The sequence below is a fragment of the [Ruminococcus] lactaris ATCC 29176 genome, assembly GCF_025152405.1.
Classification (GTDB): Bacteria; Bacillota; Clostridia; order Lachnospirales; family Lachnospiraceae; genus Mediterraneibacter; species Mediterraneibacter lactaris.
This window is the reverse complement of sequence record NZ_CP102292.1, coordinates 1211032-1237474: the sequence shown is the minus strand read 5'-3', so window position 1 is coordinate 1237474 and position 26443 is coordinate 1211032. Positions and strand designations below refer to the sequence as shown.

Below are 26443 nucleotides of genomic sequence, written 5' to 3'. Positions count from 1 at the left end.
TGAGGCGAAGTGAAGAAAAAAATCAGTTTATTAGGACTTATCCTCATTCTCGTCCTTAGCTTTACGGGATGTGGTAAGTCTGAGACGACAGAGTATGATCAGACGACAATGGAGCAGTATGCAGATACAATCATCAGTGCATTCAGTTCTATGTCTGAAGAAGATATGGATTATTACGAGAATCTGAGAGATCTGAATCTTGATATTACTCTTTTACAGGCACAGTTACCGATCGATGGATCGGATTTCCTGACTATGATCGAAAGCTGGAAGGCTTCTCAGGAAGAATGTGGCGCTTATATTGAGCATGGTGACTGGACAATGAAAGTCAGCCATGATGGTGCAACACTTTCATCCGAAGGTAAATTTGAGGACAGAGATGCTGAGATTGCTTTCACATTCAATGAGAAGAGCGATATGGAGAGCATGACAGTATCCGCACATTATACAACAGGAGAAATCCTTAAAAAAGCCGGATTAAATACAATCCTTGGAATGGGAACTGTATTTGTTGTATTGATTTTCATTTCATTTATTATCTATCTGCTTGGATTCATTCCGAAGCTTCAGAAGAAGCTTTCCGGTAAAGGAAAAGCTGCAGAAGAGAAGAAGGAAACACCTGTACAGGCAGCTCCGGCACCTGCAGTATCTGCACCACAGGCAGCAGGTACGGATGACGGCGAACTTGCAGCAGTTATTGCAGCAGCAATCGCAGCTTCAGAAGGAACTTCTACAGATGGTTTTGTAGTTCGTTCTATCAAGAGAAGAAAATCAAATAAATGGAATTAATCAGGAGGATATGAAAATGAAGAATTATACAATTACAGTAAACGGAAATGTATATGATGTAACAGTTGAAGAAAATGGTGCAGGTGCAGTTCAGACAGCAGCACCAGTTGCAGCTCCTAAGGCTGTTGCTCCAAAAGCAGCTCCGGCAGCAGGTGCAGGAAGTATCCAGGTAAAAGCCGGTGCAGCCGGAAAAGTATTCCAGATTCCTACATCCGTTGGTCAGAGTGTACAGGCTGGAGATACTGTAATCGTGATCGAGGCCATGAAGATGGAGATCCCGGTTGTTGCCCCGGAAGCAGGAACTATTGCCAGCATTGATGTTGCAGTAGGTGATGCTGTTGAATCAGGAGCCGTACTCGCTACATTAAACTAGTTACTGAACCAGGAGGTTTTACAAATGGAATATATTTCAAATACGCTGGGAAACCTCGTAGATCAGACCGCGTTCATGAATCTGACTTTTGGTAACCTGATCATGATCGCTGTTGCCTGCGTGTTTCTCTATCTGGCAATCCACCATGGCTTTGAGCCATTGCTTCTTGTTCCGATTGCCTTTGGTATGTTGCTTGTAAATATCTATCCGGATATTATGCTTCATGCTGAAGATGCAGCAAACGGTACAGGTGGACTTCTGTATTACTTTTATCAGCTTGACGAGTGGTCGATCCTTCCTTCTCTGATTTTCCTCGGAGTCGGAGCTATGACAGACTTTGGTCCGCTGATTGCGAATCCGAAGAGTTTTCTTCTCGGAGCAGCAGCACAGTTTGGTATCTTTGCCGCTTATCTTGGAGCGATGGCTCTTGGATTTTCCGACAAGGCAGCAGCAGCTATCTCTATTATCGGAGGTGCAGATGGTCCGACATCTATCTTCCTTGCAGGTAAACTGCAGCAGACAGCTATCATGGGACCAATCGCTGTAGCGGCATATTCTTATATGTCACTTGTGCCGATCATCCAGCCACCGATCATGAAACTTCTTACAACAGAGAAGGAAAGAAAGATCAAAATGGATCAGCTTCGTCCGGTTTCCAAACTGGAGAGAATCCTGTTCCCGATCATTGTTACGATCGTTGTCTGCGTGATCCTTCCTACAACAGCTCCACTGGTTGGTATGCTGATGCTTGGTAACCTGTTCAAAGAGTGTGGCGTAGTAAGACAGTTGACAGAGACAGCTTCTAATGCTCTGATGTATATCGTAGTTATCCTTCTTGGTACGTCTGTAGGTGCTACAACAAGTGCGGAAGCATTCCTGAACCTTGATACGATCAAGATCGTTATCCTCGGTCTCATAGCATTTGCATTCGGTACTGCGGCAGGTGTACTGTTCGGTAAACTGATGTGCTGGATTACTAAGGGAAAAGTAAATCCGTTGATCGGTTCTGCAGGTGTATCTGCGGTTCCTATGGCAGCACGTGTATCCCAGAAAGTTGGTGCTGAGGCAGATCCTACAAACTTCCTGCTTATGCATGCAATGGGACCAAACGTTGCCGGAGTTATCGGTACTGCAGTAGCAGCCGGAACATTTATGGCCATCTTCGGCGTTAAGTAAATTTGGAGGACAAATAAATGGCAGAAATTGAAAAGAAACCAGTTAAAATAGTAGAAACCATTCTGCGTGATGCACATCAGTCCCTGATTGCAACCAGAATGACAACAGATCAGATGATGCCGATCGTCGACAAGATGGATAAAGTCGGATATCATGCTGTAGAGTGCTGGGGTGGAGCAACATTTGATGCTTCCCTCCGTTTCCTTAAAGAAGATCCATGGGAAAGACTTAGAAAGTTCCGTGATGGATTCAAGAATACAAAGCTTCAGATGCTGTTCCGTGGACAGAATATCCTTGGATACCGTCCTTATGCAGATGATGTTGTAGAATATTTTGTACAGAAATCTGTAGCAAATGGAATCGATATTATCCGTATTTTTGACTGTCTCAATGATATGAGAAACCTTCAGACAGCCGTTACAGCAGCCAACAAGGAAAAAGCACATGCACAGGTTGCAATGTCTTATACTCTTGGAGATGCTTATACATTGGAATACTGGGTTGACCTTGCAAAGAGAATCGAAGATATGGGTGCAAGCTCTATCTGTGTAAAAGATATGGCAGGACTTCTTGTTCCATATCAGGCAACAGAGCTTGTTACAGCACTGAAAGAAGCTGTAAGTATCCCGATCGAAATGCATACACATTATACTTCCGGTGTAGCTTCCATGACTTATCTGAAGTCTGTAGAAGCAGGTGCTGACATCATTGATACAGCTATGTCACCATTCGCACTTGGAACATCCCAGCCGGCAACAGAAGTTATGGTTGAGACATTCAAGGGAACACCTTACGATACAGGACTGGATCAGAATCTTCTTGCTGAGATTGCTGATTACTTCCGTCCAATCCGTGACGATGCTCTTGAGAGCGGGCTTCTGAATCCTAAGAACCTTGGTGTAAATATCAAAACTCTTCTGTACCAGGTACCGGGAGGAATGCTTTCCAACCTTACATCCCAGTTAAAAGAGCAGGGTGCTGAAGACAAGTTCTATGAAGTTCTTGAGGAAGTACCGCGTGTCCGTAAAGATCTTGGTGAGCCGCCACTGGTTACACCTTCTTCACAGATCGTTGGAACTCAGGCAGTATTTAACGTATTGATGGGGGAACGTTATAAGATGGTTACAAAAGAAACAAAAGATGTTCTCGCAGGAAAATACGGAAAGACAACAAAACCGGTTGATCCGGAACTTCAGAAGAAAGCTCTCGGTGATGTAGAACCTATCACGTGTCGTCCGGCAGATCTGATCCCGGATGAGCTTGATACACTCCGTGAAGAGTGCAAGCAGTGGATTCAGCAGGATGAGGATGTGCTGACATATGCATTATTCCCACAGGTTGCTGTTGATTTCTTCAAATACAGACAGGCTCAGCAGACAAAAGTTGATGCTACAGTAGCTGACACAGAGAATGGAGCTTATCCAGTCTAATTATAAAATCTGAATTAACACAGAGAACAGAGAACCTGCCGATGGCAGGTTCTCTTGCATATTCAGACATACAAAGAAGAGATACAAAACGGGAATACCGTTTTGCATCTCTTCTTTGTACTGCTCTGTATCTTTTCTTTTTTATTTGTAAGCATTTCTTTTTGGTGGTATCATATAGTTATATGCATATCGGGAGGTAATTAACATGAATATTCAAAAGAGGATCAATGCCCTTCGCAGTGCGATGATACAAAAAGGGATTGATATTTATATTATTCCTACGGCGGATTTTCATCATAGTGAGTATGTAGGAGATTATTTCAAATTCCGTGAATATATGACCGGATTCACCGGTTCTGCAGGAACAGCCGTTTTTACCAGTAAAAAGGCTGGACTTTGGACAGACGGACGTTATTTTATCCAGGCAGAGCAGCAGTTAGCAGGCAGTGGGATTGATCTTTACAGATCCGGTGAACCCGGAGTTCCCTCGATTGAAGAATTTCTTGAGAAAGAGCTTCAGGAAGGACAGATTCTCGGTTTTGACGGAAGAACTATCAGCTATGAAGAAGGAACGTCCTACCGTCAGCTCGCAGAGCAGAATCATGCATCTGTAAACTTTTTGCAGGATCTTGCATCTGAAATTTGGACAGATCGACCGGATCTTCCTTCTGAACCGGCATTTTTGCTTGAAGATCAGTATACCGGAGAGGGTATTGAATCCAAACTGACCCGTGTACGCTTGAAAATGAAAGAATATGGATGTGATACGCATATCCTTTCAAGTCTTGATGATATTGCCTGGCTTTTTAATATCCGGGGAAATGATATTGCCTATTGTCCTCTTGTTCTTTCTTATGCAATCGTTTATAATGATTCAGTTGAACTTTTTGCTGATACATCTAAATTTTCAGATACACTTTTGCAGCTTTTTGCTCAACAGCAGATTATTCTGCATCCTTATGAAGAAATTTATGATACTGTGTCCCAATTTAACGAAAATCAGACCGTTCTGCTTGATTCCCGGATCATGAACTACAGCCTGTACCGTAAGATACCTGAATTTGTGACTGTTGTGGACAGACCGAATCCGGAGATCCTTATGAAATGCATAAAAAATGATGTCCAGGTAGAAAATCTGAAAGCAGCTCATTTAAAAGACGGAATTGCCCATACCAGATTCATGTACTGGCTCAAGACGAATAGCGGAGAATTTCCTGTCACAGAACTGTCCGCCTCTCAGAAACTGGAAGAATTTCGTGCAATGCAGAACGGATTTATCGGTCCCAGTTTTGCACCGATCAGTGCTTATGGGGAGCATGGTGCGATCGTTCATTACAGTGCCGATGAAGAAAGTAATGTAGAACTTAAGCCAGGAAAGCTGTTTATGACAGATACCGGCGGCCATTACCTTCAGGGATCTACCGATATTACCAGAACCGTTGCCATTGGTGAAGCAGGACAGGTAGAAAAAGAGCATTTTACCCTTGTTGTACGTGCTATGCTGCGGCTTGCTAGCACTATATTTCTTCATGGATGCAGCGGAACTAACCTAGACTGTATCGCAAGAGAAGTATTTTGGAAGAAAGGACTGAACTTTAACCACGGAACCGGCCATGGGGTCGGATATCTGCTCAACATCCATGAAGGACCGATCAATTTCCGCTGGAAAGAAGGGAAGACACCTTCACAGACCTTTGAAAAAAATATGGTGATCACAGATGAACCGGGGCTTTATATTAAAAATTCTCATGGGATCCGAATTGAAAATGAACTTCTTGTTACCGAAGCAGACCACAATGAATATGGACAGTTTATGAAGTTTGAAGTTCTCACCCTGGTACCCATTGATCTGGATGCATTGCTTCCTGAGCAGATGACTTTCGAAGAGCGGGAGCAGTTAAATAACTATCATCAGCTGGTCTATAAAAAGATCAGTCCTTATCTGCCTGAAGCAGAAAAAGAATGGTTAAAGCATTATACCAGAGCTGTATAACGCAAAAAGCAGAAGAAAATAAAATAGGAAAATAATCAAATGGAAATAGAAACTACAGAAAATAATATCAATGAATTAATCTCAAGAATTGATGCCCGGTATGGGAAAATGAGCAAAGGGCAGAAACGTCTGGCTGATTACGTGAAGGGCAATTATGATAAGGCAGTTTTCCTGACCGCCGCAAAGCTTGGTGAGATTGTCGGTGTCAGTGAATCTACTGTCGTCCGGTTTGCCACGCAGCTTGGATACAGCGGATACCCAGGATTTCAAAAAGCACTGGAAGAGCTTGTCCGCAATAAGCTCAATTCGATCCAGAGAATGGAAGTCACTTACGGGCGTATCAGTCAGAGTGAGATCCTTGAAACGGTACTGCAGTCTGATATAGAAAAGATCAAGCTTACACTCGGTGCGATTGATCATGCAGCTTTTAATCTTGCCATAGATACCATCCTCAATGCGAGACGCATCTATGTGGTTGGAATCCGCAGTTGTGCACCTTTGGCTTCTTTTATGGGATTTTATCTGAATCTTGTATGTGAGGATGTTGTAACTGTAAATACCAACAGCTCCAGTGAGATTTTTGAACAGCTTATCCGCATCGGTGAAAAAGATGTAATCATCGGGATCAGCTTTCCCCGTTATTCTATGCGTACTCTGAAAGCACTGGAATTTGCCAGCAACCGGAAAGCAAAAGTAATTACCCTGACAGACAGTATCCATTCTCCTATGAATCTGTATTCTTCCTGTAATCTGATCGCAAGAAGTGATATGGCTTCTATTGTAGATTCTCTTGTTGCACCACTCAGCGTTGTAAATGCACTGATTGTTGCCTTATGTATGAAGAAACAGAAAGAAGTAGTTTCGACGCTTGAAACTTTAGAAGAAATCTGGGGAGAATATCAGGTCTACAGCAGTGATGAATTAAATCATGTCAGTGATACTGTGACCGTGGAAGGAGAAAAAAGCCATGAGTAACGTAATCGTAGTCGGAGGTGGTGCAGCCGGGATGATGGCAGCCATCTTTGCAGCCAGGAACGGACAGAACGTGACTCTGTTGGAAAAAAATGAAAAACTTGGCAAAAAAATCTTCATCACAGGAAAAGGACGCTGCAATATAACGAATGCATCTGAGATTGAAGACTTATTTTCCGCCGTCATCAGCAATCCCAAATTCCTTTACAGTGGTTTTTACAGCTTTACAAATGATCAGGTTATTCATTTTTTTGAAGAACTAGGTGTAGCAACTAAAATTGAACGGGGCAACCGGGTCTTTCCGGTTTCTGATCATTCTTCAGATGTAATTGCAGCATTAGCAAGAGAGATGCAGCATTTAAAAGTAAAAGTGCAGCTTCACTGCGAAGTAAAAGAATTGTTGATCAATAATGAAAGGGAAATAAAAGGAGTACGGCTTGCCAACGGGAAAAAAATGACTGCAGATGCAGTCGTCGTTGCAACCGGAGGAATTTCATATCCTTCTACCGGTTCTACCGGTGACGGATATCGTTTTGCCAGAAATTGCGGCCATAAAGTAACAGAACTTTTCCCCTCTCTTGTTCCAATGGAAGTAAAAGAATGGTATGCAAAAGAACTGCAGGGACTTTCCCTCAAAAATATCGAAATCCATATTACAGATGGGAAAAAAAAGCTTTATGATGAATTTGGCGAAATGCTGTTCACGCATTACGGAGTAACCGGTCCGGTTATCTTAAGTGCAAGCAGTATCGTCGGAAAGACGCTTGAAAAAAAAGAACTGGTACTGCATATTGATCTTAAGCCGGCACTGACAGAAGAGCAGTTGGATAAACGTCTGCTTCGGGAATTTGAAGCCAACCATAATAAGCAGTTTAAAAATGCTATTGACAGTTTACTTCCAGCAAAATTACGTCCCGTGATCATTGAACTTTCGGGAATCGAAGAAGAAAAGAAGGTTCATGAAATCACAAAGGAAGAACGCCTGAATCTGCTCCGGCTGATCAAAGACTTTCATATGACACTGACCGGACTGCGTGGATATAATGAAGCCATCATTACAAAAGGTGGAATTTCCGTAAAAGAGATCGATCCGGGTACGATGGAATCAAAATTGATAAAAAATCTCTATTTTGCCGGAGAAGTTCTGGATCTTGACGCAGTAACCGGTGGTTATAATTTACAGATTGCCTGGTCTACCGGTTATCTTGCCGGGATCAGTGCCGGACAAGATAAATTATTTGAATAAATATTAAAAATCGGAGGATACTTATACTATGGGATACAATGTAGCGATTGATGGACCTGCCGGTGCAGGAAAAAGTACCATTGCAAAGCTGGTTGCAAAAGAAAAAGGATACATTTATGTTGATACTGGTGCCATGTACCGCGGGCTTGCAGTACATTTTCTGAAAAAAGGACTTTCCGGTGATGATAAAAAAGCTGTGATTGATGCCTGTGATGATGCTAAAGTTACGATTGGATACGAAAATGGTATACAGCAGATCTACCTGAACGGAGAAAATATCACCGAACAGCTTCGCACTGAGAAGGTTGGAAATATGGCCTCTAAAACTTCTGTAATCCCGGAAGTCCGTGCAAAGCTTCTTGAACTCCAGCGTTCTCTTGCCAGAGAAAAAGACGTAATTATGGATGGCAGGGACATTGGAACAAATATTCTGCCGGATGCTGATGTAAAGATTTACCTGACTGCCAGTGTTGAAACCCGTGCAAAACGCAGATATGAAGAACTGTCGGCAAAGGGAGAGCATATCACTCTTGAAAAGATCATGACGGATATTAAGGAGAGGGATCATCGGGATATGACAAGAGAGGTCGCTCCTTTGAAACAGGCAGAAGATGCCATCCTCGTTGACAGTTCCAACATGACGATCGACGAAGTAGTGCGTACGATCTGTGATCATTGTAGATAAGAAAGGATCGGGAGAATCTGATGAAAATTATCAAAGCAGAATCTGCTGGATTTTGTTTCGGAGTAAAAAGAGCTGTTGATACAGTTTACAAATGTACTGAAACCGGAACCGATGAAAAAATTTATACCTACGGACCGATCATCCACAATGAAGAAGTAGTCAAAGATATGGAAAAAAGAGGTGTCCGTGTCATTAGAAGTGAAGAGGATCTTGCTGCACTGAAAGAAGGAACCGTTATTATCCGTTCCCACGGTGTAGAAAAAAGAGTTTACGAGGAACTTGAAAAAAAAGGGATCCATATTGTTGATGCAACCTGCCCGTTTGTCAAGAAAATCCATAAGATCGTAGAAAAGCACAGTGAACAGGGGGATCGTATCATTATCATCGGGAATCCCGATCACCCGGAAGTCCAGGGAATCCGGGGATGGGCAAAATCCCCGGTCAGCGTGATCCGAAACGTAGAAGAAGCAGAAAGTTTTTCCTGCCCTGCAGACCAGAAAATATGCATTGTGGCACAAACGACATTTAATTACAATAAATTTAAAGAATTAGTTGAAATTATTGAAAAAAAGAGTTATGATGTAAGTGTTTTAAATACAATCTGTAATGCTACAAAGGAGCGTCAGACTGAAGCCCGGAGCATAGCAGAGACGGTGGATGCTATGATCGTTATTGGTGACAAACATAGTTCCAATACCCAGAAGTTATTTGAAATATGCAGAAAAGCATGTAACAATACGTACTATATACAGACACTTGGCGATTTGGATTTGAATCAATTAGGGTCAGTGGAAACAGTAGGTATTACAGCAGGGGCATCCACGCCCAACAATATAATTGAGGAGGTTCAAAATAATGTCAGAATTATCTTTTGAACAGATGTTAGACGAGTCATTTAAAACTATTCACAATGGAGAGGTCGTAGAGGGAACTGTAATCGATGTAAAGCCAGATGAGATCATCCTGAATATCGGATACAAAGCTGATGGTATCATTACAAAGAACGAGTATTCCAATGACCAGTCACTGGATCTTACAACCGTAGTCAATGTTGGTGATACAATGACTGTCAAAGTACTGAAAGTAAATGACGGAGAGGGTCAGGTTCTTCTTACATACAAGAGACTGGCTGCTGAAAAAGGAAATGAAAGACTTCGTGAAGCATTTGAAAATCATGAAGTATTAAAAGCCACAGTTACTCAGATTCTCGGTGGTGGAATCTGTACAACAGTTGATGAAGTAAGAGTCTTCATTCCTGCAAGCCTTGTATCTGATTCTTATGAGAAGGATCTCAGCAAGTACGAGGGACAGGAAATTGAGTTTGTAATCAGCGAGTTCAACCCGAGAAGAAACCGTGTGATCGGTGACAGAAGACAGCTTCTTGTTGCTGAGCGTGCTGAAAAGCAGAAAGAGTTATTCGCTAAATTACATGTTGGCGATACAGTAGAAGGAACTGTTAAGAATGTGACAGATTTCGGAGCATTCGTTGATCTTGGTGGTGTTGACGGTCTTCTTCATATCTCAGAGATGTCATGGGGACGTGTTGATAATCCAAAGAAAGTATTCCATGTTGGTGATGAGCTGAAAGTTCTCGTAAAAGACATCCGTGATACAAAAATTGCACTCAGCCTGAAGTTCCCGGAGACAAATCCATGGGTAAATGCAGCAGAAGATTTTGCTGTAGGCAACGTTGTAACAGGAAAAGTTGCACGTATGACAGATTTCGGAGCATTTGTTGAACTTGCACCTGGAGTAGATGCACTGCTTCACGTATCCCAGATCTCCAAAAATCATGTTGATAAGCCATCTGATGTTCTTTCCATCGGACAGGAGATCACAGCAAAGGTTGTTGACCTGAACGAAGCTGAAAAGAAGATCAGCCTGAGCATGAAGGCTCTTGAGTCAGATTCTCAGGGCTATGCTGACGAAGAGACAGAAGCATAAGTCTTATTAAGCAGATATTTTAAAGAGACAGTCGGTTTCGGCTGTCTCTTTTTTAATACATGACAAATATTCTGCTGATACGACTGGATTTTTAGTACATATTTTAGTAAAATGGACTTTGTGAAAAAAGAAAAGTGTACTGTAATGTTCAGTTCACTTCTAAGAAAGGAAGGAAGCGTAAAATGGGACTTTTGACATTTAAAGGCGGAATACATCCTGATGACGGGAAACGTTTTTCAAAGGATCAGCCGATCAAAGCTCTTTTACCGACAGGTGATCTCATCTATCCTCTCTCCCAGCATATCGGTGCTCCGGCAGTTCCGGTGGTAAAAAAAGGAGACCAGGTTTTAAAAGGTCAAATGATCGCCGAAGCGGGAGGATTTGTTTCTGCTCCGGTATATTCTTCTGTATCCGGTAAAGTAAAAGCTTTAGAAAAGCATTTTAATCCAACCGGAACAAAAGTTGATTGTATCGTAATTCAGAATGATGGCGAATATCAGGAAGCAGAGTATGCTCCGGTTAAGCCTCTCAATGAAATGACCCGCGAGGAGATCATTTCCAAAATAGGAGATGCCGGTATTGTAGGAATGGGAGGTGCCGGTTTTCCTACCAGAGTCAAGCTCTCCCCGAAAGATGCTGACAAGATTGAATATATCATTGCAAACTGTGCTGAATGTGAACCTTATATCACTGCTGATTACCGCAGAATGCTTGAATATACGGAAGATCTTGTAAGTGGAATGCGTGTTATTTTATCTCTGTTCCCAAATGCACGCGGTATTTTTGCGGTGGAAGATAATAAAAAGGACTGTATCCAGAAGTTACAGGATGCAGTTTCTGAAGAACCTAAAATGGATGTGAAAGCTTTGATGACCAAATATCCGCAGGGAGCTGAACGACAGTTGATCTATGCCGTCACCGGACGTGCGATCAATGCATCCATGCTGCCTGCTGATGCAGGATGCATTGTGGACAATGTAGAGACTCTGATCGGGATTCATAATGCAGTGATCAATGGGAAACCTCTGATGGAACGTGTGGTGACAGTCAGCGGTGATGCAGTCGCTGAACCGGGAAATTTCCTTGTACCGCTTGGCATCAGCCATAAGGAACTGATTGAAGCGGCAGGCGGGTTCACTGAGGAACCTGAGAAACTGATCTCCGGAGGCCCGATGATGGGATTTGCCATGGTCACTCTGGATGCACCGGTCACCAAAACTTCTTCTTCACTTCTTGCCTTCAAAGAAGATATTGTAAAGAAGAGTCCTGAGACCGCCTGCATTAACTGTGCAAGATGCGTCGATGTATGTCCAAGCCGTATCATTCCATCCCGACTGGCAGATTTCGCCAAAAGGCAAGATGAAGCTTCTTTTGTGGCATGGAATGGTCTGGAATGTGTGGAATGTGGATCCTGCAGCTATGTCTGTCCGGCAAAGCGTCAGTTGAAACAGTCCATCGGTTCTATGCGTAAGATCACACTTGCCAACAGGAAGAAAAAGTAAGAGAGGTGAATAAAATTGAACGAAAATTATAATGTATCATCTTCTCCGCATATCCGGGATAAAGTAACCAGCAGTAATATTATGCTTATGGTTGTTATTTCCCTGCTTCCGGCAACGTTCTTTGGAATTTGGAATTTCCGGCATGAAAATGCGTGGATTTTGATTGTACTAACAACAGCAGCAGCGGTTTTGGCTGAATATCTCTGGGAGAAACTCATGCATAAACCGGTCACGATCAAAGATTTCAGTGCAGTAGTCACAGGATTGCTTCTCGCACTGAATCTTCCTCCGACACTTCCGTGGTGGATGGGGGTTGTCGGTGCTTTCTTTGCGATCATTGTTGTAAAGCAGCTCTTCGGAGGACTGGGACAGAATTTCATGAACCCGGCTCTTGGTGCACGTTGCTTTCTTCTGATCTGCTTTGCAGGAAAGATGACAAATTTTGTATACGACGGAGTTACAGGACCAACTCCTCTGGCGAATCTGAAAGCCGGTGAATCTGTAGATTCATTTGCAATGCTGATCGGTAATACCAGTGGAACGATCGGGGAAACTTCTGTCATCGCACTGATGATCGGAGCAATGTTCCTGATCCTTATGGGAGTGATCGATCTGCGGATTCCCGGAACTTACATATTAACATTTGTCATTTTTATTTCTTTATTTGGCGGTCATGGATTTGACCCACAGTACATTACTGCACACTTATGCGGCGGCGGACTCATGCTCGGTGCATGGTTTATGGCAACAGATTATGTCACTTCTCCGATCACCAGTAAGGGAAAGATCGTCTATGGTATCTGCCTTGGATGTCTGACGGGTCTGTTCCGTCTTTTCGGAGGTTCTGCCGAAGGTGTATCTTATGCGATCATCATCAGCAACCTGCTCGTTCCTCTGATCGAGAAGGCAACCCTGCCAAAGCCATTTGGAAAAGGAGGAGAGAAGTAATGAATAAAATAGTTAAAAATGCATTCATTCTCACTGCGATCACCGTCATCGCCGGACTGCTCCTTGGTGTTGTATACGGAGTTACGAAAGAACCGATCGCCAATGCAAAAGCAAATTCAAAGCAGGAAGCATTCCAATCGGTTCTGTCCGATGCAGATTCTTTTGAAACTGTAGATGATCTTGATACAGATGCTGCTTCTGAACTTTTAAAATCCAACGGGTATTCCAGCGATGCTATCGAGGAAGTTGCCCTTGGAAAAGATAAAAGCGGTGAGACCATTGGATATGTCATCAATGTAGTTTCCCATGAGGGGTATGGCGGAGATATTGAAATCTCGGTCGGTATCCAGGCCGATGGAACCGTAAAGGGAATTGAGATGCTCAGTATCAGTGAAACTGCAGGTCTTGGCATGAAGGCAACTGAGCCGGCTTTCAAAGATCAGTTCAAAGATAAAAAAGTAGAGACATTTTCTTATACTAAGACAGGAGAAGAGGGCGACGACAAGATCGATGCGATCAGCGGTGCAACTATTACTACAAATGCAGTTACGAATGCCGTAGATTCTGCTCTTGTGTATTTTCAAAATGAGTTAGGAGGCGGTAGCAATGAATAAATGTACAGAACGTTTAATGAATGGTCTGGTAAAAGAAAATCCGACCTTCGTTCTTATGCTCGGAATGTGTCCGACTCTTGCAGTTACGACTTCTGCCATCAACGGAATTGGCATGGGACTTTCTACAACGGCTGTTCTTATCATGTCCAACATGATGATCTCCATGCTCAGAAAGATTATTCCCGATTCAGTCAGAATGCCGGCATTCATCGTAATTGTTGCTTCATTTGTAACAATCGTTGATTTCCTGATGGAAGGATTTGTTCCGAGCCTTTATGATTCGCTTGGTCTGTATATTCCTCTGATCGTTGTAAACTGTATCATTCTCGGAAGAGCAGAGAGTTATGCTTCTAAAAATCCAGTCATTCCATCTATTTTCGATGGAATTGGAATGGGACTTGGGTTTACAGTCGGTCTGACTTCTATCGGTATTGTCAGAGAATTGATCGGTTCAGGAAAGATTTTCAATATGCAGATCCTTCCTGATTCTTATGAACCTTTTACGATCTTTATTCTTGCACCTGGAGCATTTTTCGTACTTGCCTGCCTTGTTGCACTTCAGAACAAAGTAAAAAATAATCTTGCCAGAAAAGGTAAAAAAGTACCGGAAGCAGCAGGATGCGGTGCCAGTTGTGCTTCTTGTGGAAATGCAGCGGCATGCGGTGGACATGCGATTGCGACGGCGACAGAAACTGTTGCAGGAAAAGACGAGTAAAGGAGGGGACATACTAAATGAAAGCATTACAAGACTTATTATTGATCGCCGTAGGTTCAGCATTTGTCAATAACGTTGTACTGAGCCAGTTTCTCGGTATCTGTCCGTTCCTTGGCGTATCCAAAAATGTAAAGACAGCCGCCGGTATGGGAAGTGCCGTTGTATTCGTTATCACGATTGCTTCATTCGTTACCGGTCTGATTTATAAATTTATCCTTGGCAACCCGAATATTCTGGGAGGAGAGTTATCCTATCTGAATACAATCGTATTCATTCTTGTCATTGCCGCACTGGTTCAGTTCGTCGAGATGTTCCTGAAGAAGGCGATGCCATCCCTGTACAATGCACTGGGCGTTTATCTCCCATTGATCACAACAAACTGTGCAGTACTTGGTGTTGCCCTGACAAATGTACAGAATGGTTATTACGATAACATGAGTACAGGTATGGGACTTCTTACCGGTGTTATCAATGGATTTGCAACGGCTGTGGGATTCCTCGTTTCTATCGTATTGATGGCCGGAATCCGTGAAAAGATCGAATACAATGATATTACAGAATCCTTCAAAGGCACTCCGATCGTGCTTGTTACGGCAGGTCTGATGGCGATTGCTTTCTTTGGATTTTCAGGATTAATATAGGAGGAAGACAAAATGACTATTACAGCAATTATTTTAGCGGCAGTCGTTGTCGGTGGAACCGGTCTGTTCATCGGAGTTTTTCTTGGAATCGCAGGGAAGAAATTCGCAGTAGAAGTGGATGAAAGAGAAGAAGCTATTCTCGGTGTCCTTCCGGGCAACAACTGTGGTGGCTGTGGCTATGCCGGATGTTCCGGACTTGCAGCAGCAATCGTAAAAGGAGAAGCTGAAGTAAATGGCTGTCCTGTTGGTGGTGCCCCGGTTGCCGAAAAAATTGGTGAGATCATGGGCGTTTCCGTTGGCAGTCAGGAGAAAAAGGTAGCTTTTGTAAAATGTGCAGGAACCTGTGAAAAGGCAAAGACCGAATATCAGTATACAGGTGTGCAGGACTGCCTCATGGCAAGTCAGATGCAGGATGGCGGACCGAAGAGTTGCAATGCAGGATGCCTTGGTTTCGGCTCTTGCGTAAAAGCCTGTCCGTTTGATGCGATCCATGTCGTGGACGGAATCGCAACCGTTGATAAAGAAGTCTGCCGGGCCTGTGGAAAGTGTATTGCCGCATGTCCGAAGCATCTGATTGAGCTGATTCCTTACAGTCAGAAGACTTTTGTAAAATGTAACTCCAATGAAAAAGGAAAGGCTCTGATGGAAGCCTGCCAGGTTGGCTGCATCGGATGTAAACTGTGCGAAAAGAACTGCCCGTCAGGTGCCGTTACTGTAACAAATTTCCTTGCACATATTGATGCGGAAAAATGTACTAATTGCGGAATCTGTGCAGAGAAATGTCCTCGGAAGAGTATTGTAAGTTAAATTTGTAGTTGTCGGGGTGAAAATATCGCGACAGCAGGAAGTGTTTCTGACAGAAGAGCGTCCATATCCACACTTGTTGTTGCATCGCAGTGCAGGACCCGCTTTACCTCAGCCCGTTGACAACTTGTAACAGGAATGTGGAAACACTCGTGCAGAGGCACTCCTGTTTACGTTCCTTAACAAGTTGGGCAAAGTGTCTTCGGAACGCTCCTTGTCAATGCACTGCTCACGCAACAGCAAGGGCGGATATTAGGCTTTTCAAATCAGAAAGCGTTCCTTGCACCGGGACATTTTCTCTCAACAATACGAAATTTCAATAAGAAGTAGAAAGCCGGAAGGTTATCGACTAAGATGAATGATTTGTCAAATAGTAAATACAATATCTATTATCTGATATTTACGATCGAGTATCTTAGTCAATAACCATCCGGCTTTTTTCTATTCTTTTTAAATTTGCATTGTTGAGTGACTACGCTGTGGAGTCAAAAAAAACTTCTTACTGTGACTACCAGCGGAAAGCAGGGTGTTCCTGAGCAGGTGCATTAGCAGGGAGCGTTCCGAAGACACTTTGTAGCGTTTGTTAGAGAAAGTAAATCGAGTGCCATTGCACGAAGATTTCCACTTTCGAGTTACAAACGGTCAACGGGCTGAGGTAAAGCGGGCCTGCACCGCGAAGGAATATCTCTGATTTCCGCGTCCGCTTCGCCATAAAGAAGTCTTTTGCTTTACAAGCGTATCATTCCAACAAACACAAATTTAATAACTTCTGTGAATCTCTCCGTCTTTCGTCACAAAAATTGCCTCTACATCATCCATTTCCTGAATCAGTTTCATTCCTTTTTCAAGTCCAAGGACATAGCAGGTCGTGCTTAGAGCATCCCCATCTGCGGAAGAATCTGAAAGGATCGTAACTTGATCCAGGTCATTCTGCACCGGCCACCCGCTTTGAGGATCAAGGATATGATGATAGATTACACCGTCTTTCTCAAAGTATCGTTCATAATCCCCTGAGGATACCACAGACCGATCATGCACTGAAAGGACTTCCAGAACTTCTCCGTCCGCTGCAAACGGTTTCTGAATCCCGATCTTATAATCCGATCCATCAGGTTTTGTTCCGATTGTCAGCACATTTCCTCCAAGGTTGATCGTTGCATGTTCGATTCCTTCTTTTTCCAGATATTCTTTTAACCGGTCAGCGATATACCCTTTTGCGATTCCGCCAAGATCAATCCTGCATTTTGGGTCTTTCATTGTTACAGTCGTTCCATCTACCTGGATGTTCTTATAATCAATATGACTGACTGCCTCTTCCAGTACTTTCTGATCAGGTATCACCTTCTTTCCATCATGGAAATCCCAAAGCTCGGATGCTGACAGAACCGTAATATCAAATTTCCCATCTGAAAGTTCTCCGTAATGAATCCCCAACTGAATCAGCTCTGCGGTTTCACTGGATACACTGACAGGTTTTCCCTCTGCCTGGTTAATCCTTCCAATATCACTGGATTCAACCTCTGCACTGAAGAGATTTTCATATTTCCTGCACAGATTCTTACAATGTTCCAGGATTTCTTCATCCGCATCCCATACCTGCAACTGGATCACTGTATCAAAATAAGTTCCTGTCATCGTAAGAGGTTCTTTTATCCTTGCCAATGTACATCCGGTGAATATCACACATAAAATTACCATTCCCAGCATGCACGGGAAAAGAGAATGAGTTCCTTTTTTCATTTATTTGCTCCCTGAACTGTCATTTTTGATATCTAGTATACCTTTTTTTAGATAATAGTACAACTATTTGAAATTTCTCCTTTACAGCAGTCCTGCTTTACATTGATGCTCACAATAGCGGTGCAATCGAACGTGTGGTTGCATTTAAGAAGTGATTGTGCTATATTATTGAAATAGATAAGCAGATGAATTTTTCAGATTCACAATATTGCATTCTGTTAAATGCATCACAACAATACGCAGACAGCACAGATGGGAGACTGGCATGAAAAAAAATGACTGGCTTTTAGCCGCCGGGATCACAGGACTTGCCCTTATGATCCTTGCTTTTCAGATTCTGACCGGAAAGACGGATCATGCACAGGTCGTTGTAAGTATCGATGGGAATCCATATGGAACTTATGATCTTAATACAGACCAGACTGTAAATATTAATGAATCGAATCAGATCCGTATCCAGGACAGAACTGTCCGCATGATAGAGGCTGACTGCCCGGATCAGATCTGCGTAAACCATCTTGCGATATCAAGGGACGGGGAGAGTATCATCTGTCTCCCGAACAAAGTGGTGATTGCAATAGAAGCAGGTGATACCCGCAATGAGATTGACAGCATTTCCCGGTAAAAAGCATTTCTTTTCAGGAAAGCTGACCTTTGATCCCTGCATATTGTTATTATTAGAAGGAGACAGTTTCTCAGATGAAAAATAAAGTTGCAGTTTTTGGTGTATTTACATCTCTGGCCCTGATCTTAAGCTATGTAGAACTGCTCATCCCCATCAATTTTGGAATTCCAGGAATGAAGCTGGGACTCGCCAATCTTCTGGTCGTGATCCTGCTGTACAAAGGTTGTCCACGGGATGCTCTTTTACTTTCCGTAATACGCATTTTATTGTCGGGTCTGATTTTCGGAAATATGTTCAGTATATTTTATAGCCTTGGTGGAGGACTGTTAAGTCTTGCAGTTATGGTTTTTCTAAAAAAGACCGGACAGTTCACTGTCGCCGGTATCAGTATTGGCGGTGGAGCTTCACATAATGTCGGACAGTTGCTGGTTGCCATGTTCGTAGTGCAGACGTATCAGGTTGGTTACTATCTTCCTGTACTTTTAATTGCAGGAGTGATTACCGGAGCTGTTATTGGAATTTTGTCCGCAGAAGTGCTTAAACGCACTCAGAGTATCCGGTTGTAATTTCCCAACCGGTTCATTGTTGAAATAAATAAGAAAGAGGAAGAATTATGATATCTTACATACGAGGAGAATTATGTGATATTGAGGAGCAAAAAGCCATCGTTGATGTCAACGGAGTCGGATATGGCATTTATATGCCACAGCAGGCTTTATCCTTACTCCCACCCATGGGTCAGCAAGTCAAAATCCATACTTATCTGAATATAAGAGAGGATGCTATGCAACTGTTTGGATTTCTGACCAAAGAGGATCTGAATGTATTCCGTCTTCTGATCGGTGTGAATGGCATTGGTCCAAAAGCAGGATTAAATATTTTGTCCTGCCTTTCTCCTGATGAATTGCGGTTTGCAGTACTTTCCGGAGATGCCAAGGCAATCTCCGCCACACCGGGAATCGGAAAAAAGACTGCTGAAAAGCTGATCCTGGAATTAAAAGACAAGCTGAATATTGAAGATATGCTGGAGCATGCCGCTCATGGAGGCGACTCTGAGGATCTGGCATCCGGTACGGACACTGCCTCCAATACCATGCAGGCAGAAGCAGTCCAGGCACTTACAGCTCTTGGTTATGGCAGTGCTGAAAGTCTTCGTGCAGTTAAAAAGTCTTCTCCGGAATGTTCTTCTGTGGAGGATATCCTGAAAGAAGCATTAAAATTTTTACTTTAATGACAGAGGTTAAACTATGGGAAAGCGAATCATTACAACAGAAAATCTGGAAGAAGATATCAAAATAGAAGGACAGCTCCGCCCTCAACATCTGACTGAATATATCGGTCAGGAAAAGGCCAAAAAGACTTTGGGAATCTATATTGAAGCTGCCAAAGCCCGGGGAGAGGCTCTGGATCATGTGCTTTTTTATGGTCCTCCCGGACTCGGAAAGACAACTCTTGCCGGAATTATCGCCAATGAAATGGGGGTGAATCTGAAAGTTACCTCCGGCCCTGCGATTGAAAAGCCAGGAGAGATGGCTGCTATTCTGAACGGGCTTCAGGAAAATGATGTACTTTTTGTAGATGAAATTCACCGGTTGAACCGGCAGGTAGAAGAGGTTCTGTATCCCGCCATGGAAGATTATGCCATTGATATCATGATCGGAAAAGGACCCGGAGCCCGTTCTGTACGATTGAATCTGCCTAAATTCACACTGGTCGGAGCTACCACCCGTGCCGGTATGCTGACTGCACCGTTAAGAGACCGCTTCGGCGTTGTCAACCGACTGGAATTTTATACAGACCGGGAACTGATGACGATCATCCTGCGTTCTGCCCGAGTACTCGGCGTAGAGATTGAAGAGTCCGGTGCAATGGAACTTGCACGACGTTCGCGTGGAACTCCGCGTCTCGCCAATCGTCTGCTGAAGCGGGTGAGAGACTTTGCACAGGTAAAATATGACGGGGTCATTACCGAAAAAGTTGCTAATTATGCATTAGATCTTCTTGATGTGGATAAGTATGGACTAGATCACATTGACCGCAGCATTCTGCTTACCATGATCGAGAAATTTCAGGGAGGGCCTGTCGGACTTGATACACTTGCAGCATCTATTTCTGAAGATGCCGGTACACTGGAAGATGTCTATGAACCCTATCTGCTCAAGAATGGATTCATTCAGCGTACTCCCCGTGGAAGAGTTGTAACAGCCCTCGCATACAGTCATCTTGGGATCCCCCAGCCTCAATAAACCAGAATCGGAATCATTCTGATCCCGGATAACCTGAATCCGATGAAAAAACAGTTGGTTTTTGCTGGTAAATAGTTTATAATAGCAATTAAGAAATGCGAGGAGGATGCTATGAGTTCAGCAAAACATTTTACAGAAGTATTAATCGGAGGGAAGGTCTATACTCTCAGCGGTTTTGAGGGAGAGGAATATTTACAGAAAGTATCTTCCTATCTGAATCATAAAATTACGGAATGCACGAACAGTGAGGGCTACAGAAAGCAGAGTGCCGATACCCGTAATGTACTTCTCGCCCTTAATATTGCAGATGACTACTTTAAAGCCAAAAAGCAGGGAGATTCCCTGGAAAGCGATATCGAACTTAAGGACAAAGAGATGTACGATCTAAAGCATGAGCTGATTTCAGCACAGATCAAACTTGAAAATGCTGAAAAAGAACTTGCAAAGATGAAGGAAGAGAACAACGATCTTCAGATGCAGATTGTGAAGCTTGAAACCGAAATGAAAAACCGTAGAAGGTAACCAGAAAAAGCTGTCATTCTGACAGCCTTTTTCTTTCACAGCCTTTTTAACCAGTTTAACTTAAGAACAGGAATCAGATATGAAAAAAGAACAGAAAATAGAAATTCTTGCCCCTGCAGGATCATATGAATGTTTTCATGCCGCGATCCAGGCCGGAGCTGATGCTGTTTATGCAGCCGGAGCAAGATTCGGAGCCCGTGCATATGCTGACAACTTTTCACAGGATGAGCTGCTCCGTGCGATCAGGGAGGCTCATCTCCATGACAGGCGATTTTATCTTACTGTGAATACACTTTTAAAAGATGAAGAGCTTGCAGACCTTTACGATTATCTTGCACCTCTGTATGCGTGTGGACTGGATGCAGTAATCGTCCAGGATATCGGAGTCTTCTCCTTTATCAGACAGCATTTCCCGGAAATGGATCTTCACGCAAGCACCCAGATGACCCTGACTAATTCTCTTGGAGCAAAGTTTCTTGAGCAGGAAGGTGCTGCAAGAATTGTTCCTTCCAGAGAACTTTCCCTGAATGAGATCCGTAAGATTCATCAGGATACGAATCTTGAAATCGAATGTTTTGTGCATGGTGCACTTTGCTATTGCTACTCAGGCCAGTGCCTTCTCAGCAGCATGATTGGTGGAAGGAGTGGCAACAGAGGGCAGTGTGCCCAGCCTTGCAGACTTCCTTATACAGCAGATGGAAAGCAGAAATACTATCTGAGTCTGAAAGACATCTGTACCCTTGAGCTGATTCCGGATCTGATTGAAGCAGGAATTGATTCGTTTAAAATCGAAGGAAGAATGAAAAAGCCGGAATATGTAGCCGGTGTGACTTCCATGTACCGGAAATATGTTGACCTTTATCTCAGAAATGGAAGAGACCATTTTTCTGTAAGCGACCAGGACCGGGAAATGCTGATGGATCTGTATAACCGCGGAAATTCCCATACCGGCTACTATCTCCGTCAGAACGGACGGGATATGCTTGCACTGGATCGTCCCAACCATGCCGGTGTTGCTGCTGTCAGAGTAACAGCTCAGAGCGGACGGGAAATCTCCGGTGTTGCCATGACTCAGCTCCATGCACAGGATGTTCTGGAAATTGCAGGAGGAAAAAATAATTATACATTTGGTAAGGATGTAAAAAAGGGAGAGACTGTTCATTTTCTTGTTCCGAAGAAAATGAATTTTCCAAAAGGAACTGTCTTTCACCGTATCCGCAACCAACAGTTAATCGAACGGCTTGACCACGATTATATAAACGGAAAACTCCGGGAAAAAATTTATGGATTTTTGTCTCTTACCATCGGGCAGAAAGGATTCTTTACTGTCTGTAAGGGGAACCGTTCTTTCACGGCCTATACAGAAGTTCCTGTTCAGGCTGCCGCAAACCGTCCCTTGGAGGAAGAACGGCTCAGAACACAGCTTATGAAGACCGGGGAAACGCCTTTTGAATTTGAGACATTGGAGCTTCAGATTGATCCTGGTTCGTTTCTTCCGATGAAAGAATTGAACCGTCTGCGGCGTTATGCATTGGATGGATTAGAAGAAGCGATAGCAGATTCTTTCTGCAGGGATCTGTTATCTCAAAGTACCCTACATGAATCAGGACAGAATCTGCCTGATTCTGCTGACATGGTTTTGGCAGATTCTCATGGGGCTGCTTCTCCATTGAAGAGTTCCGGTTCTGTCTCTCACAGCCAGATTCCCGGACTTTCCATTCTCGTTGAGACAGAAGAACAATGGAATGCAATAACCGGTTTCATTCTTTCCGGTCAGGATCATGGAAAGATTCAACGGCTTTATCCTGATTTCCGGTTATGTACAACTTCTTCATTTGATAGAGACCTTAAGGCTCTGCAAAACCGGCAGATCGAGATTTGTCCTGCATTTCCCTATATTTTCAGGGAAAAAGCGGTTGCACTATTCAAAAAACTGTATCCAAAGTTGTCTCTTCTCCCTGTCAACGGGATTCTGATCAGGAATTATGAATCCTATCAGTTCCTGAAAGAGCATGGATTTGACAAAAAAATAATTTTGGATCATAATCTCTATATATTCAACCAGTCTTCCAGAGCTTTCTGGGTGCAGCATGGAGTTTCTGAAATGACCGCTCCCCTTGAGTTAAATGCACGGGAACTTGGCAATCTTGGACTCACGAATATGGAATTGCCGGTCTATGGTTATCTTCCTGTCATGATCTCCGCACAATGTATCCAAAATACTGTTCGTGGATGCACGCACACTGCCGGTCTTATGACGTTGTCAGACCGCAAAGGACTTTCTCTGCAGGTGAAGAACTTCTGTGATCTTTGTTATAATGTAATATACGATCCTTCGCCACTTTGTCTGTTGGAATTTTATGCAGAGATACAGGAATTAGCACCCCTGCGGAGCAGATTACAGTTTACGTCCGAGACAGGAGAGCAAGTATGCCGGATCTTACGTCTCTTCTGCACAGAAAATAATTATACGGAAAGAACCTCCGTTGAAATTCCTTTTGACTACATGACCGGACACTTTCATCGGGGAATTATATAAAGCAGGTGTAAAATGACTAATATTATAATACAAATTTCTAAATACATCATTATCCTACTAATGGCCGCATATACCTTTTCATGTTTCTCAATTTTTACGAGAAATTATGAGGATGAAGAGAAAAGAGTACTGATCCGTCAGGATGTTCTCTTATTTTTACTGCAGATGGTTTCTTTTTTTGCCATGTATACTGCGAAAAAGGATCTGCGTATTCTTTTTATTTATGCAGCACTGGCTGTTGTCATACTGGGAGTGATCCTCTTATATAATCTGATCTACCCCAGTGTATCGAGGCTGGTCGTCAACAATATGTGTATGCTGATCACTGCCGGAATGATCATGATCACCCGTTTATCCGTAGACAGTAAATCTCCGTACGGCATTGCTGTAAAGCAGCTTGCTTTTGTTATTGTAGGAGTTTCTTTCGGACTGATCGTACCGGTATTGATCCGCAAGATGGAATTTCTTGAAAACTGGACTTACATTTATGCCGGTGTCGGAGGAGCTGCCCTTCTGGTCGTTGCACTCTTCGCAGCTACCTCAGGCGGAGCAAAATTAAGTTTTAATCTTGGTCCTGTAAGCATCCAGCCTTCAGAATTTGTCAAGATCCTGTTCGTATTTTATGTTGCATCCAGCCTGAAAAAATCGATTGAATTTAAGAATGTTGTAGTGACGACTGCCGTTGCCGCAGCCCACGTACTGATCCTGGTCATCTCCACCGATCTTGGAGCAGCACTGATCTACTTTGTAGTCTATCTGATCATGCTTTATGTTGCCACAAGGCAGCCGCTCTATGCAGTCGCAGGTGTGGGAGCCGGTTGTGGTGCCGCCGTCATAGGGTATCACATTTTCTCCCATATCAAGGTACGTGTTGCCGCATGGCAGGATCCTTTTGCCACTTACAGCAATGGCGGATACCAGATCGCACAGTCGCTTTTTGCAATCGGTTCGGGAGGATGGTTTGGTACAGGACTTTTCAAAGGGCAGCCGGATACGATTCCGGTAGCGGAGACGGATCTGATCTTTTCTGCGATCACGGAGGAAATAGGGATGATCTTTTCTCTCTGTCTGATTCTGATCTGCGTGAGTTGTTATGTGATGTTTTTAAATATTGCGATGGAACTGCGGAATCAGTTTTATAAACTGGTTGCACTTGGACTCGGTACCTGCTATATCTTCCAGGTATTTCTGCAGATCGGCGGTGTCACAAAATTCATTCCACTGACAGGCGTTACCCTGCCATTTGTAAGCTATGGCGGAAGTTCTCTTCTGAGTACCATGATCATGTTCGGTATCATTCAGGGGCTATATATCGTCAGGGAAGATGAAGAGGCCGAACGGGAAGAAAAACGCCGAAAAAAACTACAGCATGAGAAGAACGCAAAAAGAAGAGAAAGGGAATTAAAAGATGGTTCGGGAAGAAAGACCAAGAAAAAATCAACAACATCAGATAAACCGAGATTCGAGGAAGTCCCAAGGCAGAGAACGCCAAAAAAAGCAAGGTCGCACAACCAACAAAGAGTTCGCTAGAGTCACTTACTTTTTTGTTATCCTTTTTATTGCTCTTATGGGATATCTCGTATATTTCTCCATCGTCAGGGCAAAACTGGTTGTGAACAGTCCCTATAACCAGCGTCAGGATGCTTATGCACAGAGTGTAATCCGTGGAAAGCTGGTCGACAAAAATGGAAATACTCTGGCTGAAACCGTTGTTGATGAGGATGGAAATGAATCCAGGAATTATCCATACGGGGAGTTATTTGCCCATGTCATCGGATACAGTAATGACAAGCTTGGAAAGACAGGTCTTGAATCTGTCGAAAATTTTGAACTGCTCACCTCCAATGCTTTCTTTATCGAAAAACTGAAAAATGAATTCAGTGAGACGAAGAATATGGGCGATACAGTCGTTACGACACTGGATGCTGATCTTCAGCAGGCTGCTTATCAGGCATTAGGCGAAAATAAAGGAGCCGTTGTTGTCATGGAGGCAGCTACCGGAAAGATCCTCGCAATGGTATCAAAGCCTGCTTACGATCCAAATAATATCGTTGCTGCCTGGTCTGATTTAAATTCGGACGATACGAACAGTCCGCTTCTGAATCGTGCAACGCAGGGATCTTATGCTCCCGGATCTACTTTTAAAGTAGTTACGGCACTGTCTTATATCCGTCAGAATGCCTCATACCGCGATTATACTTATGACTGTAACGGAGAGATCACAGAGGGAGATATTACCATTCATTGCTTTGGAGGTCACGCACATGGACAGGAAGATCTGAGAAGTTCCTTTGCAAACTCCTGTAATGCATCTTTTGCAAATATAGGATTACAGTTAGATATCTCACAATATAAAAAGACTGCGGAAGATATGCTTTTCAACAAATCACTGCCGGGAGACCTGAATACCTCCAAAAGTTCTTTTGCACTTGATTCCTCTTCCGGTTCAGGAGAAATCATGATGACTGCAATGGGACAGGGAAAGACGACCGTCAGTCCTTACCACATGGCTCTGATCGCAGAGGCAGTCGCCAATGGGGGAACCGTTATGCAGCCTTATCTTGTGGAATATGTAACCAACTATACAGGAACTCAGATCCGCAAAAATGTTCCGAAAAGCTACAAAAAAGTAATGACTTCCGATGAAGCCGCACAGTTGAAAGAATATATGTCTGCTGTAGTAGAAGAGGGAACTGGTTCTGTACTCCGTGGCAGAAGTTATACCGTTGCCGGAAAGACCGGAACTGCTGAATACAGTATGTCCGATGGAGAGAAAACCCATTCCTGGTTTATGGGATTTACCAATGTAGATAACCCCGAACTCGTCATCAGTGTGATTACCGAAGGTTCTGACGGAAGTTCCAGTGGTAAGGCAGTATCGATTGCAGGAGAGATTTTAGATTCTTATTATAATTAGAATTAGCAGGAGGGCGGCAGGT

At 43.3% G+C, this 26443-nt stretch carries 25 protein-coding genes; 24 read left to right on the top strand and 1 reads right to left on the bottom strand.

Features of this window, described 5'->3' with window-relative positions; genetic code table 11:
* The first annotated feature begins 9 nt into the window (after window positions 1-9).
* From NQ541_RS05795 to NQ541_RS05720, 16 genes are all read left to right on the top strand, one after another.
* Entirely contained in the window at window positions 10-789 is a 780-nt protein-coding gene (locus tag NQ541_RS05795; protein WP_005612555.1) for an OadG family transporter subunit, read from the top strand.
* A 16-nt stretch (window positions 790-805) separates the two neighbouring features.
* Window positions 806-1162, top strand: coding sequence for a biotin/lipoyl-containing protein (locus tag NQ541_RS05790; protein WP_044941054.1), 357 nt, complete (start codon window positions 806-808; stop codon window positions 1160-1162).
* A gap of 24 nt (window positions 1163-1186) precedes the next feature.
* Window positions 1187-2338 carry a sodium ion-translocating decarboxylase subunit beta gene (locus NQ541_RS05785; protein WP_005612560.1) on the top strand — a complete coding sequence of 384 codons (1152 nt, stop codon included), beginning with the start codon at window positions 1187-1189 and terminating at the stop codon, window positions 2336-2338.
* Window positions 2339-2355: 17 nt separating this feature from the next.
* Window positions 2356-3768 carry an oxaloacetate decarboxylase subunit alpha gene (locus tag NQ541_RS05780; protein WP_005612562.1) on the top strand — a complete coding sequence of 471 codons (1413 nt, stop codon included), beginning with the start codon at window positions 2356-2358 and terminating at the stop codon, window positions 3766-3768.
* A gap of 205 nt (window positions 3769-3973) precedes the next feature.
* Window positions 3974-5761 (top strand): aminopeptidase P family protein, encoded by a 1788-nt coding sequence (locus NQ541_RS05775; protein WP_005612566.1) that lies wholly within the window; start codon window positions 3974-3976, stop codon window positions 5759-5761.
* A gap of 39 nt (window positions 5762-5800) precedes the next feature.
* Window positions 5801-6736: a MurR/RpiR family transcriptional regulator gene (locus NQ541_RS05770; protein WP_005612569.1), complete on the top strand. Its 936-nt coding sequence runs from the start codon at window positions 5801-5803 to the stop codon at window positions 6734-6736.
* Complete coding sequence (locus tag NQ541_RS05765) at window positions 6729-7979, top strand: BaiN/RdsA family NAD(P)/FAD-dependent oxidoreductase (RefSeq protein ID WP_005612573.1); 1251 nt, start codon at window positions 6729-6731, stop codon at window positions 7977-7979. The genes NQ541_RS05770 and NQ541_RS05765 overlap by 8 nt, the downstream gene beginning before the upstream one ends.
* 28 nt (window positions 7980-8007) lie before the next feature.
* A complete protein-coding gene (gene cmk / locus NQ541_RS05760) occupies window positions 8008-8664 on the top strand; it encodes a (d)CMP kinase (RefSeq protein WP_005612575.1) in 657 nt (218 codons plus the stop codon).
* A 20-nt stretch (window positions 8665-8684) separates the two neighbouring features.
* Window positions 8685-9539: a 4-hydroxy-3-methylbut-2-enyl diphosphate reductase gene (gene ispH, locus NQ541_RS05755; RefSeq protein WP_005612577.1), complete on the top strand. Its 855-nt coding sequence runs from the start codon at window positions 8685-8687 to the stop codon at window positions 9537-9539.
* Window positions 9520-10608, top strand: a complete 1089-nt coding sequence (rpsA, locus tag NQ541_RS05750; RefSeq protein ID WP_005612579.1) for a 30S ribosomal protein S1 — start codon at window positions 9520-9522, stop codon at window positions 10606-10608. The genes ispH and rpsA overlap by 20 nt, the downstream gene beginning before the upstream one ends.
* Before the next feature lie 182 nt (window positions 10609-10790).
* Window positions 10791-12110: an electron transport complex subunit RsxC gene (gene rsxC, locus NQ541_RS05745; protein ID WP_005612581.1), complete on the top strand. Its 1320-nt coding sequence runs from the start codon at window positions 10791-10793 to the stop codon at window positions 12108-12110.
* A 15-nt stretch (window positions 12111-12125) separates the two neighbouring features.
* A complete protein-coding gene (locus NQ541_RS05740; RefSeq protein ID WP_044941058.1) occupies window positions 12126-13058 on the top strand; it encodes an RnfABCDGE type electron transport complex subunit D in 933 nt (310 codons plus the stop codon).
* Complete coding sequence (locus tag NQ541_RS05735; RefSeq protein WP_005612585.1) at window positions 13058-13672, top strand: RnfABCDGE type electron transport complex subunit G; 615 nt, start codon at window positions 13058-13060, stop codon at window positions 13670-13672. The genes NQ541_RS05740 and NQ541_RS05735 overlap by 1 nt, the downstream gene beginning before the upstream one ends.
* A complete protein-coding gene (gene rsxE, locus NQ541_RS05730; protein ID WP_005612587.1) occupies window positions 13665-14387 on the top strand; it encodes an electron transport complex subunit RsxE in 723 nt (240 codons plus the stop codon). Before NQ541_RS05735 ends, rsxE begins: the two co-directional genes overlap by 8 nt.
* 17 nt (window positions 14388-14404) lie before the next feature.
* Complete coding sequence (locus NQ541_RS05725) at window positions 14405-15028, top strand: electron transport complex protein RnfA (protein ID WP_005612589.1); 624 nt, start codon at window positions 14405-14407, stop codon at window positions 15026-15028.
* 12 nt (window positions 15029-15040) lie between these two features.
* Window positions 15041-15835 carry an RnfABCDGE type electron transport complex subunit B gene (locus NQ541_RS05720; protein ID WP_005612591.1) on the top strand — a complete coding sequence of 265 codons (795 nt, stop codon included), beginning with the start codon at window positions 15041-15043 and terminating at the stop codon, window positions 15833-15835.
* Between the two features lie 756 nt (window positions 15836-16591).
* On the opposite strand, the gene NQ541_RS05715 is transcribed toward NQ541_RS05720, so the two are convergent.
* Entirely contained in the window at window positions 16592-17572 is a 981-nt protein-coding gene (locus NQ541_RS05715; protein WP_023922572.1) for an FAD:protein FMN transferase, read from the bottom strand.
* Window positions 17573-17837: 265 nt separating this feature from the next.
* Here NQ541_RS05715 and NQ541_RS05710 point away from each other — a divergent pair, with 265 nt between their 5' ends.
* The 8 genes from NQ541_RS05710 (at window position 17838) to NQ541_RS05675 (ending at window position 26421) form a co-directional block, all read left to right on the top strand.
* A complete protein-coding gene (locus tag NQ541_RS05710; RefSeq protein ID WP_005609960.1) occupies window positions 17838-18197 on the top strand; it encodes a NusG domain II-containing protein in 360 nt (119 codons plus the stop codon).
* A gap of 74 nt (window positions 18198-18271) precedes the next feature.
* Window positions 18272-18763 (top strand): Gx transporter family protein, encoded by a 492-nt coding sequence (locus NQ541_RS05705; protein ID WP_005609962.1) that lies wholly within the window; start codon window positions 18272-18274, stop codon window positions 18761-18763.
* 47 nt (window positions 18764-18810) lie between these two features.
* Window positions 18811-19428: a Holliday junction branch migration protein RuvA gene (ruvA, locus tag NQ541_RS05700; protein ID WP_005609963.1), complete on the top strand. Its 618-nt coding sequence runs from the start codon at window positions 18811-18813 to the stop codon at window positions 19426-19428.
* 16 nt (window positions 19429-19444) lie between these two features.
* Window positions 19445-20443 carry a Holliday junction branch migration DNA helicase RuvB gene (gene ruvB / locus NQ541_RS05695; protein WP_005609965.1) on the top strand — a complete coding sequence of 333 codons (999 nt, stop codon included), beginning with the start codon at window positions 19445-19447 and terminating at the stop codon, window positions 20441-20443.
* A gap of 111 nt (window positions 20444-20554) precedes the next feature.
* A complete protein-coding gene (locus NQ541_RS05690; protein ID WP_005609966.1) occupies window positions 20555-20965 on the top strand; it encodes a cell division protein ZapA in 411 nt (136 codons plus the stop codon).
* 79 nt (window positions 20966-21044) lie between these two features.
* Window positions 21045-23504 (top strand): peptidase U32 family protein, encoded by a 2460-nt coding sequence (locus tag NQ541_RS05685; RefSeq protein WP_005609968.1) that lies wholly within the window; start codon window positions 21045-21047, stop codon window positions 23502-23504.
* A 12-nt stretch (window positions 23505-23516) separates the two neighbouring features.
* Window positions 23517-25034, top strand: a complete 1518-nt coding sequence (locus NQ541_RS05680) for an FtsW/RodA/SpoVE family cell cycle protein (RefSeq protein WP_005609969.1) — start codon at window positions 23517-23519, stop codon at window positions 25032-25034.
* Between the two features lie 37 nt (window positions 25035-25071).
* The gene (locus NQ541_RS05675) at window positions 25072-26421 is read left to right on the top strand and encodes a peptidoglycan D,D-transpeptidase FtsI family protein (protein ID WP_005609970.1); all 1350 of its coding nucleotides are present in this window, start codon (window positions 25072-25074) and stop codon (window positions 26419-26421) included.
* The last annotated feature ends 22 nt before the right edge of the window (window positions 26422-26443 follow it).